The following is a 16,511-nucleotide window of genomic DNA, read 5'->3' on the forward strand; positions in this document are numbered from 1 at the left end:
CAAAGCGGGCCAGGTGTTTTCGCCCCCGCCGCCCCTACCCGTCCCATCCCTGGGGGCTCCGCCCCCAGACCCCCGGCATGTGTTCTTCGGCTGCGGGTGATGGGGGCTGGTCGCGCAGTTCCCCGCGCCCCTGAAGACCCCCTGCGGGGGTCCAGGGGACACAGCGCCCCTGGCGGGGTCTGGGGCGGAGCCCCAGAAGGATGGGACGGGTAGGGGCGGCGGGGGCGAAGAACCCCCGGGGTCCCTAGCCCAGGGACTTGTCCACCGCGGTCAAGGGGACCGCGTACAGCACGCGCTCCGGTGTCGTGTCCGGGTCCGCGCCGGTGAGGGTCCACAGTTCGCCGGTCTCCGGCCAGTAGGACAGGGAGGCGGTGTGCTGGCCCCAGCAGGCGTAGGACTGGTCCCCGGTGCACTGCACCGCCTCGGCGGTGTGCCCGCTCTGGCGCCACAGCGTGCCGTGCCGGCCACCGCTGGCAGGGGTGTGGCCGACATACCAGTCGGCCCTGCGCGCCCCGGCCGGCGTGTACGAGAGGACGCCCGAGAGCCCGGCGGCCTTGGTCGTGTAGGCCTCGCGCGCGTCGACCCGCCCCAGGGAGTCGCTGCCGAGCAACCCCGCCCGGCCGGCGACGGTGCTGTACGAGTACCGCCAGATCCGGGTCCGCTCCGAGCCGTCGGCCGGTGCCGCCTCGGTGGCGACCAGGCTGTCCGGCGTCGAGGTGCGGTCCAGCGAGAGGGAACCGAAACAGGGGTTCGCCCGGGCCTCGCCCGAGCCGCACGTGCCGCCCGCCGGGCTGTACGAGCCGACGGCAGGCAGCACGTACTGGTAGCCGTGCGCGGAGTAGCCGCCGCGTACCTTGCCGATCGCCCCGCTGTTCACGCCCGCCTTCAGGAGGTGGTGCAGGTCGAAGACGAGCAGGGAGTCGTCCTGCCCCGCGCCGTTCTGCGCGGTGACGATCAGCTTGCCCTGGTACCAGACCATGCCGCCCATCCGGGAGCGGACCGCGCCGAAGTCCCTGCCGCCGTCGCGCGGCGCGACCAGCAGCACCCAGCGGTACCTGAGCGCCGCCGGGTCGCTCGCGTCGATGAAGGCGACCCGGGCCAGGCCCCGGTCCGTGGCGGAGGCGCCCGCGGCCCGGTCGTCGTGGCTCCAGCCCGCAAGGATGACCCGCTGGTCGCCCCACCGGCCGTCGTTGTCCGCGTCACCTGAGGTGGTGACGGAGGCGGGCGCCCACTGCTGGGTCTCCGCGTCGTCCGAGGCCCAGCAGTACGCGCGGGTGGCGACCGGTTCGAGCGGCAGCGCGGCCCGCTCGGTCCCGGAGCAGTCGGCCTCGTCGCGCATCGTGTGGTCGGCGCTCGCCAGCACGCCGGAGACCCCGACGTTCCCGCCCATGTTCCGGCTGAGCGTGCTGAGGGTGTCCCCGGCGACCAGGTTCTCGTGCAGCCGGAGCCTGCTGGTCTCGGAGGCCGAGGTGAGCGGGGTCAGCGCGCCCGGACTGTTGCTGCCGGTGGCCTGGGAGGTGCTGATCAGCGTGGCGGCCGCGGTGAGCGCGAGGGCGGTTCCGGCCAGGGTGGCGCGCAGCGCCTGTCCCCTTCGCCTACGACGGTGCCTGCCGCGGTGCTTCATGCGTCCTCCCGAGGTAGGCCAACTGCCCCTCATGATCGATACGTTGACGGAGAGACGGGTGGGGTGGCCTGTGGAGGGATGCTACGTCAGAGAGCCACGTGCCTGGTCGAGGACCCCGGAAGACGGTCCCGAAATACGCTCCTTGCCTCCCGCAGGGGGCATATTCGGCCGGTCGGGTGACGCGTCGGGGCCCGGTGCGGTACAAGGGGGCCCGGGTTTCCGCGCCCTGCGCACCGCCGGGGCCGTCGAGTGGGGGAGCAGGTCCCGGGGGTCCTCCGGGAGCACCAGCTGGACCTCCGCGGCCTCGCAGAAACGATACGGCCGGTGTTCCAGAAAAGCCCCGAGATACCGCCGTACGCGCGACATCTCGGCCCGCACCGTCACCGTACGACCGGGGTCGTCGAACAGGTCGTCGGCGAGCCCGGAGGCGCTGCGCCCGGCGGGCCGGACGGCCAGCAGGTACAGCAACTCGGCGTGGCGGGGGCTCAGTTCGTGGCACCAGGAGCCCGCTTCGGACGAGACGGTCACCGAGGAGCGGCGCGGGTGCGCCAGGTCCAGGACGATCCGCGCGGCCCGCCGGGGTCCCTGCTCGTCGGCGGCCCGGAGCAGCCAGCCGCCGGGCAGCGGCTCCACCACGCACAGCCCGAGCGTCGGCAGCCAACTCCGCCCGGGAACCAGCGCCTTGGGCAGCGCGAGCCGTCCGGTGTACGGCATCCCGGTGACCGCGGCCGTCCAGCCGTCCCGGTCCACGGCGAGGGCGCGTCCGCCGAGCCGGGCGAGCACCGGCGCCGCCACCGCGCGCAGCCCCTCCAGCGAGGTCAGGTGTAGCTCGCGCAGGTGCGCCTCGGCGAGCTTGGCCACCGAGCCGACCAGGGCGAGCGTCGCCGGGTGCAGGGTGTCCAGCGGCCCGCTCACGTCCACGACGCCGATCAGACTGCCGTCGCGCGGGTCGGTGATCGGGGCGCCGGTGCAGGTCCACGAGTGGTGGGTGCGCACGAAGTGCTCGGCGGAGAAGACCTGGACGGGGCGCCGGGCGACCAGCGGGGTGCCCACACCGTTCGTACCGACCACGCCCTCGCGCCAGTCCGCCCCGAGTTCGAAGCCGAACCCGTCGGCCTTGCGCAGCACGGACGCGCTGCCCTCCCGCCACAGCACCCGGCCCTCCGCGTCCGCGACCACCATGATGTGGTGCGCGACGTCCGCGACCGAGAGCAGGCCCTCGCGCAGCACCGGCAGGACGTGCCGCAGCTGTGAGGTCTGGCGCCGCCGCTCGACCTCGTCGCGGACCAGCAGCCCGGCCCGGAAGTCGTGGTCGGGGTCGACCCCGCTGCGCAGCATGCGCTCCCAGGACTGCTCGATCACCGGGCGCGGCGCGAGGCGGGCGGGCTGCCCGGAGAGCGTGGCGTCGCGCACCTTGCGCAGCACACGGGCCGCCTGGGCGGCGTCCAGAGCGGCGAGCCGCGTCACGTCGATCGGCGAGTGCGCCACGGAATCCTCCCCGGACGGGCTCGGGACACCGGTGGCCCACCACTGCCCGGCCCTTTTCGGCCACGGTCACCCGAGCCCGTACTGACTGCTGTTCTCATAGTGCCGCCCGGCGCCGACGGAGGGACACAGTCCGGCCACAGAAGCCGGAAAAGTTGCAACCCCCTGCAACCCTGGCGAACAGCCGTACGGGGTCGGAAACTTGAGCAACGCCCGTGTGGCGTTCGCGCTCCTCACAACGGGGCCAGAGAGCGGGGGTGGTGCCGTGTCGGCGCAGCACCACCCCCGCGCCACCGGTGCGGAGACCGGATCAGGAAACCGGTCGGGCCCGTTCCACCACCGTGGCCAGATCGAGACTGTGCGGCAGGGTGCCGAAGGCCGAGCCCCAGTCGCCGCCCAGCCGTGAGGCGCAGAACGCGTCGGCGACCTCCGGGGGCGCGTACTGGACGAGCAGCGACCCCTGCAGCACCAGCGCGACTCGCTCCGCGAGCCTGCGCCCGCGCCCCTCGATACCGTCCAGGTCGGCGAGTTCGCCCAGCAGGTTCTTGATCGCGCCGTCGAGCCGGTGGTCGGCGCCTCGGGCCCGGCCCACCTCCTGCAGGAACGCGTTCAGCGCCTGCGGCTCCCGCTGGAGCGCGCGCAGCAGGTCGAGGGCCTGCACATTGCCCGCGCCCTCCCAGATGGAGTTGAGCGGCGACTCGCGCAGCAGCCTCGGCATGCCGGACTCCTCGACGTACCCGTTGCCGCCCAGGCACTCCAGCGCCTCCACCGCCACCGAGGTGCAGCGCTTGGTCACCCAGTACTTGGCGGCCGGCACCGCGAGCCGCAGGAACGCCCGCTCGTCCTCGCCGCCGTTGTCGTAAGCCGCCGCGAGACGCATCGCCAGTGTCGTCGCCGCCTCCGACTCCAGCGCCAGGTCCGCCAGCACGTTGCGCATCAGCGGCTTGTCGATCAACTTGCCGCCGAAGGCCTCCCGGTAGGTGCAGTGGTGCACGGCCTGCGCCACGGCCTGCCGCATGATCGCCGCGGCGCCGAGCACACAGTCCAGCCGGGTCACCGCGACCATCTCGATGATGGTGCGCACCCCGCGTCCCTCGTCCCCGACCCGGCGCGCCCAGGTCCCGTCGAACTCGACCTCGCTCGACGCGTTCGACTTGTTGCCGAGCTTGTCCTTGAGCCGCTGGATGCGGAACACGTTGCGGGTCCCGTCCTCCAGCACCCGAGGCACCAGAAAACAGGTGAGGCCGCCCGGGGCCTGCGCGAGCACCAGGAACCCGTCCGACATCGGCGCCGAACAGAACCATTTGTGCCCCGTCAGCTCATACGTCCCGTCCTCGGCGAGCGGCCGCGCCTCGGTCCTGTTCGCCCGTACGTCACTGCCGCCCTGCTTCTCCGTCATGCCCATCCCGAAGAGCACGCCGGCCTTCTGGGAGGCGGGCCGCAGCCCCTGGTCGTAGACGGTGGACGTGAGCAGCGGCTCCCAGAGGGCGGCGAGCGCCGGGTCGGTGCGCAGGGCGGGCACCGCCGCGTGGGTCATCGACAGCGGGCAGCCGTGGCCCGCCTCGGCCTGCGACCACACGACGAAGCCGGCCGCGCGCCTGAGGTGACCGCCGGGACGGCTCCAGGCCGCCGTCAGCCCCGCCGAGACCCCCTTGCCGAGCAGTCGGTGCCAGGCTGGATGGAAATCGACCTCGTCGACGCGGTTGCCGTAGCGGTCGTGGGTGCGCAGCTTCGGTGGGTTCTCGTTGGCCAGCACCCCCCACTCCTGCACCTGCGCGGAGCCCGTCGTGCGCCCGAGCAGCGACAGCTCCTCGCGTGCCTCGTCGAGAAGCCCTGGATCAAGATGCCGGTCGACCGCCTCCACGAGGGCCCGGTCGGCGGCAAAGACGTCATATCCGACCAGGGGCGGAGCCTGGTTGGTCACGGTGTGGGTGCTGGCTGCCATACGGATACGGTAAGGACGTGCACCAGGCAAAAGAAACACCTGAACGGCCTCCCGTGGGCCGCTTTCACCGCGCTCGCGCGCTGTACAGGAACGTGTCGAAGCGCAGGACCGCCTGGCTGCTGCTCAAGGACACTGTCAACTCCTGCATGGAGTACCGGATCCTGGGGCTGGCGGCCGAGGCCGCCTTCTTCACACTCCTGTCCGTGCCACCCCTGCTGCTGAGCCTCATCGGACTGCTCGGTTACGTCGACGACTGGACCGGCGCGCACTCGATCGCGAGCCTGGAGTCCAACATCCTGGAGGCCTCCCGCACGGTCCTCACCGACAAGGGCGTCCACCAGATCGCCGAACCGATCCTTCACGACGTGATGAAGGGCGGCCGGCCCGACATCATCTCCATCGGTTTCCTCTTCGCCCTGTGGTCGGGCTCACGCGCGGTGAACGTCTTCGTCGACACCATCACGGTGATGTACGGCCTCGACGGCACCCGGGGGATCGTGGCGACCCGCGTGATGTCGTTCCTGCTGTTCATCGTGGCGCTGCTGATCGGCTCGATCGCGCTGCCGCTGATGGTCGCGGGCCCGGACGCGGTGGTGCAGATCGTGCCGTGGTCGGCGACGCTCGTGCAGGTGTTGTACTGGCCTGTCGTCATCGTGCTCTCGGTCGTCTTCCTGACCACGCTGTACCACGTGTCAGTGCCCGTCCGCTCACCCTGGGTGGAGGACGTGCCCGGCGCCCTGGTCGCCCTCGCCATGTGGGTCTTGGGCAGCTTCCTGCTCCGCATCTATCTGACCAGCACGGTCGAGGGCCCGACGATCTACGGCTCACTCGCCGCCCCCGTGGCCGTCCTCCTGTGGATCGGTGTGTCCGCGTTCGCCGTCCTCGTCGGCGCCGCGGTCAACGCCGCCATCGACCGGGTCTGGCCGGCCGCCGCCACGGCCGCGGCCCGCGCCGCGAACGAGCGCCTGCGCGCGGAGCAGGCCGCCGAGTACGTCGCCCGCGCCGCCGCCCACCGCGCCGCCGACCCCGACCCCGACGACCCGGACATGCCCTCCGAGTTCCCGGAACGCTGGTCCCGCTTCCTCCCCCCGGAGGACGTGACCTCCCGCCTCCGCACCCACGTGAAGAGCCCCCACCACCCCCGCAAGCACAACGACGACGACCACTGCGCGGACGAGTAGCACGACCCGAGTGGGGGGCGCCCCGTAGGAGCGCGGGAAACTGCGCGCTCAGCCCCCACCCACCCGCACCCGAAGAACGCACCCCTGGGGTCTGGGGGCGGAGCCCCCAGGTTGGGGATGGGACCGACCTACCCCTTCCACGCACCCCCCACCGCCGCCTCCCGAGCGAACGCAGTGAAATCGCGCGGCTCCCGCCCCAGAACCTCCCGCACACCCCCCGAAAGGTAGGAGTTGCGCCCGTCGAGCAGGCTCTCGAAGAGCTCGACGAGGAACTCGACCTCCTCCGCCGGCACCCCGAACCCGGCGAGCCGATCGCCGTACTGGCGCGCCGTCACCGGGAGATATGTCAGCTCACCCCCCGTCGCCGCCGCGATCTCCCCCACCGCCTCCCGAAAACTCAGCAGCCGGGGCCCGGAGACGGCGAGCTCCTGCCCGGCATACCGGTCGCCCCCCGTGAGCACGGCCACCACGACGTCCGCGATGTCCCGCACATCGATGAACGGCTCCCGCACCTCACCGGCGGGAAACACCAGCTCCCCGCGGAGCAGCCCCTCCACCAACGGCCCCTCGCTGAAGTTCTGCGCGAACCACGAGGCCCGTACGACCGTCCAGTCGGCGCCCGACGCCCTCAGCGCCTCCTCGGCCGGCCGCGCCCGCTCCTCACCCCGCGAGGACAGCAGCACCAGCCGCCGCACCCCCAGCCCGACCGCCTCCCGTGCCAGACCCCCGACCACCTCGGCCGCGTCGGGTGAGCCGACGTCCGTGGGGTGGACGAGATACGCCGCGTCGGCACCCCGAAGGGCGTCCGCCCACGTCGACCGGTCCGTCCAGTCGAACCCCGCCGCGCGGGACGCGGCCCGCACACTCAGCCCCGCCGCCCGCGCGGCCTCGGCCACCCGCCGCCCGGTACGCCCCGTGGCGCCCGTGACCAGCACCGTCATGTCCCCTACGTGCTCTTCGCGTGCCCTGTTCTGCGTCATACCGCCAGTGAATCGCCGCCCGAGCGGGACTCCCATCGCCGAGGAGCTCATTCCCATAAGCGGACGTCTACGTCCCTTCCCCTCAGACGTCTACGCTGACGCCATGGACGCACTCGCCGGCCTGCTGGAGGGCCCCCGGGCACGTGGCGCCTTCATGATCCGTGCGTGCTTCGACCCGCCCTGGTGCGTACGCGTCGAGGACCGCGCCCCTCTCACGATCATGCTCGTGGTGCGCGGCGAGGCCTGGGTCGTGCCGGACGCGGGGGAGCGCGTGTTCCTGCGGGCCGGTGACCTCGCGATCGCCCGCGGCCCGGACCCGTACACCTGCGCGGACGACCCGGGGACCCCGCCCCAGGCGGTGATCCTGCCGGGAGGCGAGTGCACCTACCCCGACGGGCGGTCCCTGAAGGGCCAGTGGGACCTGGACGTCCGCACCTGGGGCGACCGGCTCGACGGCTCCACGGTGCTGCTGATCGGGACGTACATGATGCGGGGCGAGATCAACGGCAGACTGCTCGACGCCCTGCCGCCGCTGCTCTCCCTCACCCAGGACGTGTGGGACTGCCCGCTCACCGCGATCCTCACCGAGGAGATCGTCCGCGACGAGCCGGGCCAGGAGGTGGTCCTGGACCGGCTCCTCGACCTCCTCATGATCGCCGCGCTGCGCGCCTGGTTCTCCCGCCCGGAGGCCGCCGCCCCCGCCTGGTACCGGGCGCTCGCGGACCCCGTCGTCGGCCGGGTGCTGCGGCTCGTCCAGGACGACCCGGCACACCCCTGGACCGTGGCGACGCTCGCCGCGAAGGCCGGGGTGTCCAGGGCCGCGCTGGCCCGCCGCTTCAGCGAACTCGTGGGCGAGCCCCCGATGGCGTACCTCACCGGCTGGCGTCTCGCCCTCGCCGCCGACCGGCTGCGCGAAACGGACGACACCCTTGAGGCGATCGCCCGTCACGTCGGCTACGGCAGCGCGTTCGCCCTGTCCAGCGCCTTCAAACGGGTGTACGGGGTCAGCCCGCAGGAGCACCGGACGCGGGCGGCGTAGCCTGACGTACGTGTACGTGGAGCGGGCTTCCCGGTTGGCGGGCGCCGTCGTGTGGTCCCGTGGAACGTCCGGTTCCACGGTGGGGGCCGTGCTTCCCGACGGCTGCATGGACCTGCTCTGGCACGAGGGGCGACTGCTCGTCGCCGGGCCCGACACCCGGGCGTACGTTCCCGAGGACGCGGCCGGGCACTGGGCGGGCGTCCGTTTCTACCCCGGCACGGGGCCGACGTTCCTCGGCGTACCCGCCCACGAACTCCGCGACCTGCGCGTCGACCTGGCGGACCTGTGGCCCGCCGCGGAGGTCCGGCGCCGCACCGCGCGGGTCGCCGCGGCCGCCGACCCGGTGACCGCGCTGGAGCAGGTGGCGCTGGACCGGGCGGCTGCCACCGATCCTCCCGACCCGCTGCTGCGGGAGGTCGTGACGGCCCTGGACGCGGGCCGGTCGATCGCGGCGACGGCCGACCGACTCGGCCTGAGCGCACGTCAGTTGCACCGCCGCTCGCTGACCGCCTTCGGCTACGGCCCCAAGACCCTCGCCCGCGTCCTGCGCCTGCGGCGGGCGCTCGCCCTCGCGCGCACCGGGGTCCCCTTCGCGGAGACGGCGGCCCGCTCCGGCTTCGCTGACCAGGCCCATCTGGCCCGGGATGTAAGGGAGTTGGCGGGCATGCCGCTGGGGGAACTACTCGCGCGCGGGTAGCGGCGCGAACAGATCGACGCCATTGCCGTCCGGGTCGTGCACGACCGCGTACCGCATCCCCCAGAAGGCGTCCCACGGTTTGAGCTCGCCGTGGTACCCGGCGCCGACCAGGTCCTCGTAGACGGAGTCGACCTCCGCCGGGCCCTCGCAGCCGAAGGCGAGCGACATCCGGCCGCCCCGGTCGGCCGGCGGCCGCCACCCCGCGTGGAACGAACGGATCGTCTCCTCGGTGTCGATCGCCAGCCGGGACCCGCCGGGCAGTTCGGCCTCGACGTGTGGCTGGTCCTCGGCGCCCCCGGGGAAGACGAGGCCGAGGCGGCGGTAGAAGGCGAGCGTGGCGGCCATGTCGGAGGCGACCAGGCCGATCACGGCGAATCGTGGAGTCATGGGGACACCGTAGGCAGGGGGCGGGAAGCGGGTCTTGAACGAATCGGACAGAGTCCCTCCGCGGCGCAACGACCGGAACCGCCCTCACCGGGCCGACCGTGCCCGTGATCCGTCCATCGCCGTGAACTGACGTGTATCCGCACTGACATGCACCTCTGGAACACCTGTGCGGCAGGATGGATGGCATGATCCGACCTGTGCGCGTGCTGTTGTTCCCGGTGGCGCTGCTGATTCCCGTGCTGCTCACGGGGTGCGGTACGGAGAAGGCCGGGGCCGGGACCGGGGTGGACTCGTCGGCGTCGGCTGCCGTGCCGAGCCGGGCCGAACTCGACGCGCGTGCAAGTGCGTTGGGGATCACACCGGAACTCGTGTACGTCACGAAGGCTCCTGGCTTCACCCTCGCCCAGCAGTCGGTCGGCGTGTACGGCGACGACGGCTTCTCCGGCGTGTACTGGTCGAAGGAGACCAACGCCCAGATCCAACTGTCCGTGGAACGGGGCACGATGACGGCGCGGTCCTGCCCGAAGCAGCCGGTCGGCGGCATGGCGGGCGAGCGGACGGTGTGTGAGCGGGACGGCGACGCGTGGTACCGCGCCGGTGGGGGCCGGCACGAGTACGCGCTCGTCGAGAAGGGCCATGTGCTGAAAGTGAGCGGTGACTCGACGAAGGTGACGCGGGCCGTCCTGCGCTCCGCCCTCCACTCCGCCCACCGCCCGAGCGACGCCGAACTCGCCGCCGTCCTGCCATCGGCTCCTACGACGGCCACGACGCCCGTGGAGCGGGGTGACCTGCCGTCGACGGGGGACGGGGCACCCAACAACGAGGTGGGGACGGCGGGTTGAGCATGAATCGCCTCACCCCGCCGCTTCCCCGGGGCTCCGCCCCCAGCCCCCACCACCCCGCAGCCGAACGCGATCACCAGGCATAGGCTCGCGCCCATGACCACCCGTGTTCTCGTCTACACCCGGACCACCGCCTACCGGCACGACTCCATCCCGGCCGCCGTCGCCGCCGTACGCGCCCTGGGCGCTACCCACGGCTTCGGCGTCGACGCCACCGAGGACCCGGCCGCGTTCGAGACGCCCCTCGACCCGTACGCGGCGGTCGTCTTCCTCTCCACCAGCGGGGACGTCCTGACCCCGGAAGGACGGACCCGGCTCGCGGCGTATGTCGAGGGTGGCGGCGGGTTCGTCGGAGTGCACGCCGCCGCCTGCACCGAGTACGACTGGCCGTACTACGGCGAACTCCTCGGCGCGCGCTTCGACCGGCACCCTGAGTACCAGCCGGGCAAGGCCGTCGTCGAGGACCGCGGACATCCGGCGACCGGACATCTGCCACCCGTCTGGGAGTTCACCGACGAGTGGTACGACTTCCGGACCAGCCCGCGCGGTGCGGTCCGCGTCCTCGCCTCCGCCGACGAATCCTCCTACGAGGGCGGCGGCATGGGCCGGGACCATCCCCTCGTGTGGTGCCGGGAACAGGGCGCGGGCCGGGTCTTCTACACCGCGCTCGGGCACGCCTGGGAGGCGTACGAGGACCCGGACTTCCGTGCGCATCTGCTCGGCGGCATCACCTGGGCGACCGCCCTCTGAGCGATTCGGCCGCTCTGCGGCTGCCCGGTACCGGCCCCGTACTCGCCCGTTCCACCAGACGCGTCGACAACTCCGTACGCGTGCCCTCGGGTTGCTCGCCCGCCATCATCCGCACGAGCAGGCGCAGTGCCGTCGCGGCCATCTCGGAGAGCGGCTGGCGCACGGTGGTGAGGGCCGGGGTGGCCCAGCGGGACTCGGGCAGGTCGTCGAAGCCGACCACACTGATGTCGTCCGGGACGCTCAACTCCCGTTCGGACAGGGCCTGGTAGGCGCCGAGTGCCATCCTGTCGGAGCAGACGAAGACGGCGGTGGGCGGCTCGGGGAGGTCGAGGAGTTCCCGCATGTGGCGGTGGGCGCCGGTCTCGCTGAAGCCGCCGTAACGGACGTACTCGGGGCGGTGTCCGATCCCGGCCGAGGCGAGGGCCGAGCGGTAGCCGGCGACCCGGGCGCTGCCGCACATCTTGCGGCGGAAGCCGCCGATGACGGCGATGCGTTCGTGGCCGAGGGAGAGGAGGTGTTCCGTCGCCAGCACCCCGCCCTGCCAGTTGGCCGCGCCCACCGACACCACACCGGTCGGCGGTTCGAGCACCGGGTCGATCATCACGAACGGGATGCGGTGCTGTTCCAGCCAGGCGTACTGGGACGGGGTGAGCTCGGCCAGGTTGAACAGCACGCCCGCCGAGCCCCGCGTGGTGAGCTTGTCCAGCCAGTCGCGCTCCGGGCGCCCGCCCCTGGTCCGGGTCGGACCGGCCGAGACGACCACCTCCAGGCCCGCGTCGTGCGCTGCGCCCTCCACCCCGTGCAGCACCGCGCCCGACCAGGAGCTCTCCAGCGAGTGCACCACGAGGTCGACCAGCCCCGGCGGCTTTGCCGCCTCGAAGCGGGGTCTGCGGACGTAGCCGAGCCGGTCGAGCGCCTCGGTGACCCGGCGGCGGGTCTCCGGCGCCACGTCCTCCCGGCCGTTGACCACCTTCGACGCCGTCGGCACCGAGACCCCCGCCTCGCGGGCGACGACCGCCAGCGTCGGCCCGGTCACGCTTCCCGTACGCACCATGAGAGCCAGCCTCCCCGGCCCGCCCGAGGGCCCGTCGAAAGTTTCGAACAGCACTGCTGGCGCGACCGGCACCGCGACCGCGTAGCAACCGCTTTCTATATTAAGCCCGCCTCAACACGGCGTGAAGGGGAAGGGATTGACGGAAGCCCCGCGCGTCGAAAATTTCGAAATGCCGAACAGGATTCCTCGCGCGGGAAAGGCCGACGCACTCTGGTTCACCGGGTGCCGGTCTGCAAGCATGAGAGGCGGGCGTCGGACGGCCCGCTGTGGGATCGCCGCCGCAGCGAGCCCGCGTTGGAGGGGGACCGACGGTGGCGGGAGTCGCCCTGAACATCGTGGTGGGGCTGGTCACCAGCGTGTTGAGCGGTGGACTGGTCTGGATCTGGCAGCGCGTCGGCACGACGCGTGACCAGCGGCGTCGGTGCGCCTTCTTCGGCTTGGAACCGGGTGGCACCTGCATCGTCGTCATGAACAACCAGTGGAACAAGCCCGGAAGCACCGAGCACCACGATGTGCAGGCCATGATCGAGGCCGTGGTCCTGGCCCGTCGCACAGGCTGCGAGGTCACCACGCGGTCGAGCGACGAATTCCGCGACGGCAACGGCGATGCCGTCGAATTCTGCATCGGTGGTCCGGAGAACGGCTCGAATGTCCGAACGGGCGGCCATCTCGCGCACAACCTGCCGGGTGTGGTCATCCAGCCGTTCAGCGACCGGCCGAACTCGATGGCCATCGACGTCGGCGGCGACAGCTTTCCGCGTGATCGGGGCAATGAGGAGCACGTGCTCGTCGCGAAGTTCACACCCACGGGCGCCGGCCGCCCGGTCATCCTCGTCTGCGGACAGAGCGCGATCACCAACCACGCCGCCATGTACTTCCTCAACCGGTCATACCGGCGACTGGCCGCGACGGTTGCCACGACCGACCGGTTCTGTCTCGTGCTGAGGGTCGGTTCGATCCGTACGTACGGATTCCGGGCCGTGGAGCTGGCCAGGGACGTTTCAGCCGCCGCCTTCACACGGTAGGGCGACGGCCGGTCGGCGGTCCCTCGCCGCCCGGCGCGAGACCGTTGATCAGCTCGGCGGCGGCCATGGCCCAGGTGCGCTTCCCGGCCATGATGGTGCGTACGGTCTCCGCATCGGCGAACGCCGCCTTGCGTCGGTGCAGTACGGCCGCGACGGCGGAACCCCAGCGCGGCACGTCCAGCCGGGGATCGTCCCGCACCGGGATGACGATGCGAGCGGCGTCCTCGGCAGGCAGGTACTCCCGGAGCAACTGGCCGAGCCCGCTCCTTCGGCTGATGAGTACGGGCACACCCCGGACGATCGCCTCCAGACCCACGAGTCCGAAGCCGTCCGCACGTGAGGGCATGAGGACCAGGCTCGCCAGTCGCAGTTCGTGCTCCAGCCGTTCCCTGTCGGTCGAGAAGTTGCGGACCACGACGTTCAACGACGGTTGTCCGGCCCACTTTCTGATGGCCCGGTCGAGTCGCTCGGCCTGGCCGGGGGTGGCGCCCCGGAGCATGAGCCACACCTCGGCCTCGTCCGGGTCGCGGAGTCCGACGGCGTGCCCCACCGCTCGGGCCGCGAGGTCGAGTCCCTTCACACCGTCGTCCTCCAGCCGGCCCGTGAGGAGAACGCGCAGCGGGCCCTCGACCGGCTCGCGTGGCCCCGACAGCGGACTGTCGAAGCCCGGATCGAGCCGCAACGGCCGGGGAACGCCCGGCAGCACCGACATCTCCTGGCGGTAGTAGTCGTACAGCCGGGGGCCGACGGCCACGAGCCTGGTCGCGCCGCGTCCGAGCTTCAGCTCCGTCCAATTCCGGTCGTCCGCCCGGGCGTACAGGTCAAGACCCCGGGTCTTCCTCTTGTGCCGGTCCGTGTCGTCCGCCCACATGTGGACGAAGTGCAGGCGTGGAGTACCGGAGAAGTTCTCTTCGGCCTGGAAGAGCGCGGCGGGTCCTGTCACCCGGCTGTGACCGATGATCAGGTCTGGAGGCAGGCCGCCCGGCAGCACGGGTTTGCGCATCAGACGATCCCGCTCCGTGGCGCCGGGGAACGGCGGCGCGAGAATGAGGTGTACACGGGAACGGTCCGCGTTCGCGATCTCCTCCGGAGAGGCGGAAGGCACCAGGCAGAACACCTCGTGACCTGCCTCGGCCAGAGCCCGGCACAACGACTGGTTCAGGGCGCTGATCCCGCCCTCGGCGGGGAACCACTCGTCGGCGAGCACCAGCACCCGCCAACCACGTTCCGCGGTGGTCAAGGACGCCCGCGGCGCGGACGCGGAACGTGCCGCCGCATCGGTTCCCGATACGAACGCGGGGCTCGCCGGTCCGGTTGCCGTGGTGTCGGCGCGCTCACCGGTCCCCGACCGCAGCGAGCCGCGGAACAGGCCGGGCGCTGTCGGTACGCCGGGTGCGGTCGGCAGGTCGCCGTTCCCCGGCCCCATGCCGCCCGTCTTCTCCATCGACGTGACCAGCTCGACGAGTTCGTCGAAGTCGAGCTCATGCCGCAGGTGGGCGGGCAGGCCTTCCCACAGGAGACGGATCTCCTGCCGGGCTTCGAGCCGTGCCTGGAGAGCGGCGAGCACCACGTGTTCCTTGGTGTCCACCCGTACTTGTTCGACATCGAAGAGGAAGGGTGCCAGCGCCACGAGAACCAGATCGGCGACGCCGTGCACACCGGCCCGCTCCAACGCGGTGACCAACAGGGCGGAGGCGAGAACGCTCCTGAACCGCTGCCCTGGGATCCGCACCTGCCGACGGCCGACCCGCAGCGACAGGGGCTCGTCAAGGAGGTCGTCGAGAGCGAGACGGAAGACCCGGTCCAGGTGCGCGCGCTCGGCGCCCTCGGCCAGGCCCAGGTCTTCGAGCAGGCGCGCGATGCGGGCTTCGTCGACGGTCACCTGCCCGTCGGGGCTGGTCATGAACGCGGTGAGCGAGAGAAGGTCGACGGCGTCAGACATGGGCGCGCCCACCCTGCTGGTCGATGATCCACCAGGCACTGACGACGTGCTGGACGGCGGCGTCGATGCCCGGCAGCAGCGATGTGAACTCCTCCGGCCGGCTCTGCGCCTGTTCCGGTCCCAACGAGGTCAGCCAACGCTGGAGATAGTGCCGGCCCGCTTCACCCGTCAGTTGCAGCCAGACGATGCCGGGCAGAACGCTGACGGTGAAGGCGAACACATGCAGCTTCCGGTCGCCGTCGACATCAGCCCGCATCCAGTTCACCTGGGCCTTCTGTTTGAAGGTGTGCACCAGCTGGGACACGATGGGGAGATCCGCGATGGCGTAGATCGTGTCGATGTGGTCGGAGCGGGCGCTGCCCGGGGCGTCCGTGAGACTGGCGGCGGTGGTCAGACAGACCACCGGCAGAGTGAAGGCGCGCGCCACGTCGGCGGGGCTCTCCGTGTCGAACAGGCCCAGCCGCGCCACAGCCCGGCCTTCGCAGTCGTATCCGGCGGCCTGGAGCGCGACCACGAATCCCGCCCGCTCCTCCAGGGCGTTGGGGCGGGCGAACTGACGGGCCAGCAGGTCCGCCCGTGCCCACACCAACAGCACGTGCGCACCCAGCTGTTCATGGTCGCGCGCGAAGTCGGCGGCGCGGGCGGCGATCTCCGACTCAGGGACGATCTCCAGTGGCAGGGGCCCCGTGTCGTGCAGACGTATCCGCTCCCGCTGGTGCTCCTCGATGTCGTCCGGGATCGGTGCGCGGACGCTGTCCAGTTCGATGCGGGCCCGCAGTTCGGGGCTGAGTGTCGCGATGTCCTCGAACAGGTCGTCGATCAGTTCCCGTACCGGGGCGGTGCGCAGGGTGGGTACTCCGTTGCGGGTCAGGAAGTCCGCCACCTCGTCGAAGAAGACCCCAAGTTCGTCCGGGGTCGAGTCGGGGCCGAGACCGTGGGGCCTGAACCGCGGCAGGTCGAGCGAGAGAATCGTCGTCAGACGGGCGTCGGGACGTGTGTCCGGGCCGTTGAGGTCGCGGGTGCGGAGCCTGGTGAATCCGCCCGCGTAAGCCGGTTCGAGAGCGGTCGGCGACATGGCCGCGCGCAGCAGGGCGTCGACCTGGAACCGGCCGGCTTCCCACTCCGTCCCAGCGCTCAGGCGGGTGCCCTGATCGAAGTACACCTTGTAGTCCGGACTCTGCTCCAGGAGCTTCAGCGCGAAGGGGTCGTTGCCGACCGAGAGGGTTGTCGCGTAGGTCTCGTGCACGAGCCGCGCCGACTCCCGGCAGAAGCGGAAGAGAAGTCTCAACTGTTCGCTCAGCACGCCGAGTCGGGCGAGATCCGCCGAGAAACGAGCCACCAGACCCCAGGGCGTGGAATGCTGCAGCTCGTGGTGCAGGCGTTCGTGGACGGAGACGATGGCCTGCTCGTCGCGGTCGGTGAGTGCCGTGGCGTGCAGAGTCCAGGACTCAAGTCCGTCGTAGGCGCCCAGCACGTCGGACGCATCGCTACGAGTGCACCAATAAGACGATTCGTCGGTAGACACGGTGGCAGCGTACCGAGAACTCGCGTCCCCTCGCG

General features: G+C 71.6%; 14 protein-coding genes. 6 read left to right on the forward strand and 8 right to left on the reverse strand.

Features of this window, described 5'->3' with window-relative positions:
- Positions 1-244 precede the first annotated feature (244 nt).
- The 3 genes from ACFVWD_RS23655 to ACFVWD_RS23665 all read right to left on the reverse strand — a co-directional run bounded on the left by ACFVWD_RS23655 (position 245) and on the right by ACFVWD_RS23665 (position 5,054).
- A complete protein-coding gene (locus ACFVWD_RS23655; protein WP_389598727.1) occupies positions 245-1,624 on the reverse strand; it encodes a hypothetical protein in 1,380 nt (459 codons plus the stop codon).
- An 81-nt stretch (positions 1,625-1,705) separates the two neighbouring features.
- Positions 1,706-3,112 (reverse strand): GAF domain-containing protein, encoded by a 1,407-nt coding sequence (locus ACFVWD_RS23660; protein ID WP_389598728.1) that lies wholly within the window; start codon positions 3,110-3,112, stop codon positions 1,706-1,708.
- Positions 3,113-3,419: 307 nt separating this feature from the next.
- Positions 3,420-5,054, reverse strand: coding sequence for an acyl-CoA dehydrogenase family protein (locus tag ACFVWD_RS23665; RefSeq protein WP_385369460.1), 1,635 nt, complete (start codon positions 5,052-5,054; stop codon positions 3,420-3,422).
- A 17-nt stretch (positions 5,055-5,071) separates the two neighbouring features.
- On the opposite strand from ACFVWD_RS23665, the gene ACFVWD_RS23670 reads away from it, so the two are divergent.
- Entirely contained in the window at positions 5,072-6,235 is a 1,164-nt protein-coding gene (locus ACFVWD_RS23670) for a YihY/virulence factor BrkB family protein (protein ID WP_389598730.1), read from the forward strand.
- Between the two features lie 128 nt (positions 6,236-6,363).
- Here the strand turns inward: ACFVWD_RS23670 and ACFVWD_RS23675 are convergent, their stop codons facing one another.
- Positions 6,364-7,215 carry an NAD(P)H-binding protein gene (locus ACFVWD_RS23675; protein ID WP_389598732.1) on the reverse strand — a complete coding sequence of 284 codons (852 nt, stop codon included), beginning with the start codon at positions 7,213-7,215 and terminating at the stop codon, positions 6,364-6,366.
- A 103-nt stretch (positions 7,216-7,318) separates the two neighbouring features.
- On the opposite strand from ACFVWD_RS23675, the gene ACFVWD_RS23680 reads away from it, so the two are divergent.
- Complete coding sequence (locus tag ACFVWD_RS23680; RefSeq protein ID WP_389598733.1) at positions 7,319-8,254, forward strand: AraC family transcriptional regulator; 936 nt, start codon at positions 7,319-7,321, stop codon at positions 8,252-8,254.
- A 10-nt stretch (positions 8,255-8,264) separates the two neighbouring features.
- Positions 8,265-8,951 carry a helix-turn-helix domain-containing protein gene (locus ACFVWD_RS23685; RefSeq protein WP_389598735.1) on the forward strand — a complete coding sequence of 229 codons (687 nt, stop codon included), beginning with the start codon at positions 8,265-8,267 and terminating at the stop codon, positions 8,949-8,951.
- Here ACFVWD_RS23685 and ACFVWD_RS23690 read toward each other — a convergent pair.
- Positions 8,934-9,338, reverse strand: a complete 405-nt coding sequence (locus ACFVWD_RS23690; RefSeq protein WP_389598737.1) for a VOC family protein — start codon at positions 9,336-9,338, stop codon at positions 8,934-8,936. The two genes, ACFVWD_RS23685 and ACFVWD_RS23690, sit on opposite strands and share 18 nt — an antisense overlap.
- A 185-nt stretch (positions 9,339-9,523) precedes the next feature.
- Here ACFVWD_RS23690 and ACFVWD_RS23695 point away from each other — a divergent pair, with 185 nt between their 5' ends.
- Together ACFVWD_RS23695 and ACFVWD_RS23700 are read left to right on the forward strand one after the other, a co-directional pair.
- Positions 9,524-10,180, forward strand: a complete 657-nt coding sequence (locus ACFVWD_RS23695; RefSeq protein ID WP_389598738.1) for a hypothetical protein — start codon at positions 9,524-9,526, stop codon at positions 10,178-10,180.
- Positions 10,181-10,276: 96 nt separating this feature from the next.
- Complete coding sequence (locus ACFVWD_RS23700) at positions 10,277-10,930, forward strand: ThuA domain-containing protein (protein WP_389598739.1); 654 nt, start codon at positions 10,277-10,279, stop codon at positions 10,928-10,930.
- Here ACFVWD_RS23700 and ACFVWD_RS23705 read toward each other — a convergent pair.
- A complete protein-coding gene (locus ACFVWD_RS23705) occupies positions 10,908-11,984 on the reverse strand; it encodes a LacI family DNA-binding transcriptional regulator (protein WP_389598741.1) in 1,077 nt (358 codons plus the stop codon). The two genes, ACFVWD_RS23700 and ACFVWD_RS23705, sit on opposite strands and share 23 nt — an antisense overlap.
- 311 nt (positions 11,985-12,295) lie before the next feature.
- Between ACFVWD_RS23705 and ACFVWD_RS23710 the strand changes: the two genes are divergently transcribed.
- On the forward strand, positions 12,296-13,009 hold the full coding sequence (locus ACFVWD_RS23710; RefSeq protein WP_389598742.1) for a hypothetical protein: 714 nt from the start codon (positions 12,296-12,298) through the stop codon (positions 13,007-13,009).
- On the opposite strand, the gene ACFVWD_RS23715 is transcribed toward ACFVWD_RS23710, so the two are convergent.
- Together ACFVWD_RS23715 and ACFVWD_RS23720 are read right to left on the reverse strand one after the other, a co-directional pair.
- Positions 12,999-14,951, reverse strand: a complete 1,953-nt coding sequence (locus tag ACFVWD_RS23715) for a glycosyltransferase family 4 protein (RefSeq protein WP_389598743.1) — start codon at positions 14,949-14,951, stop codon at positions 12,999-13,001. The two genes, ACFVWD_RS23710 and ACFVWD_RS23715, sit on opposite strands and share 11 nt — an antisense overlap.
- Positions 14,944-16,476, reverse strand: coding sequence for a hypothetical protein (locus tag ACFVWD_RS23720; RefSeq protein ID WP_389598745.1), 1,533 nt, complete (start codon positions 16,474-16,476; stop codon positions 14,944-14,946). Before ACFVWD_RS23720 ends, ACFVWD_RS23715 begins: the two co-directional genes overlap by 8 nt.
- Positions 16,477-16,511 lie beyond the last annotated feature (35 nt).

Source organism: Streptomyces sp. NPDC058086 (assembly GCF_042885015.1).
GTDB lineage: Bacteria > Actinomycetota > Actinomycetes > Streptomycetales > Streptomycetaceae > Streptomyces.

Bases quoted from the DNA above. Each gene is read 5' to 3' on its own strand.
- ACFVWD_RS23680 (WP_389598733.1), top strand. From the start codon at position 7,319: ATGGACGCACTCGCCGGCCTGCTGGAGGGCCCCCGGGCACGTGGCGCC.
- ACFVWD_RS23655 (WP_389598727.1), bottom strand. From the start codon at position 1,624: ATGAAGCACCGCGGCAGGCACCGTCGTAGGCGAAGGGGACAGGCGCTG.
- ACFVWD_RS23690 (WP_389598737.1), bottom strand. From the start codon at position 9,338: ATGACTCCACGATTCGCCGTGATCGGCCTGGTCGCCTCCGACATGGCC.
- ACFVWD_RS23715 (WP_389598743.1), bottom strand. From the start codon at position 14,951: ATGTCTGACGCCGTCGACCTTCTCTCGCTCACCGCGTTCATGACCAGC.
- ACFVWD_RS23695 (WP_389598738.1), top strand. From the start codon at position 9,524: ATGATCCGACCTGTGCGCGTGCTGTTGTTCCCGGTGGCGCTGCTGATT.
- ACFVWD_RS23700 (WP_389598739.1), top strand. From the start codon at position 10,277: ATGACCACCCGTGTTCTCGTCTACACCCGGACCACCGCCTACCGGCAC.
- ACFVWD_RS23665 (WP_385369460.1), bottom strand. From the start codon at position 5,054: ATGGCAGCCAGCACCCACACCGTGACCAACCAGGCTCCGCCCCTGGTC.
- ACFVWD_RS23705 (WP_389598741.1), bottom strand. From the start codon at position 11,984: ATGGTGCGTACGGGAAGCGTGACCGGGCCGACGCTGGCGGTCGTCGCC.
- ACFVWD_RS23675 (WP_389598732.1), bottom strand. From the start codon at position 7,215: ATGACGCAGAACAGGGCACGCGAAGAGCACGTAGGGGACATGACGGTG.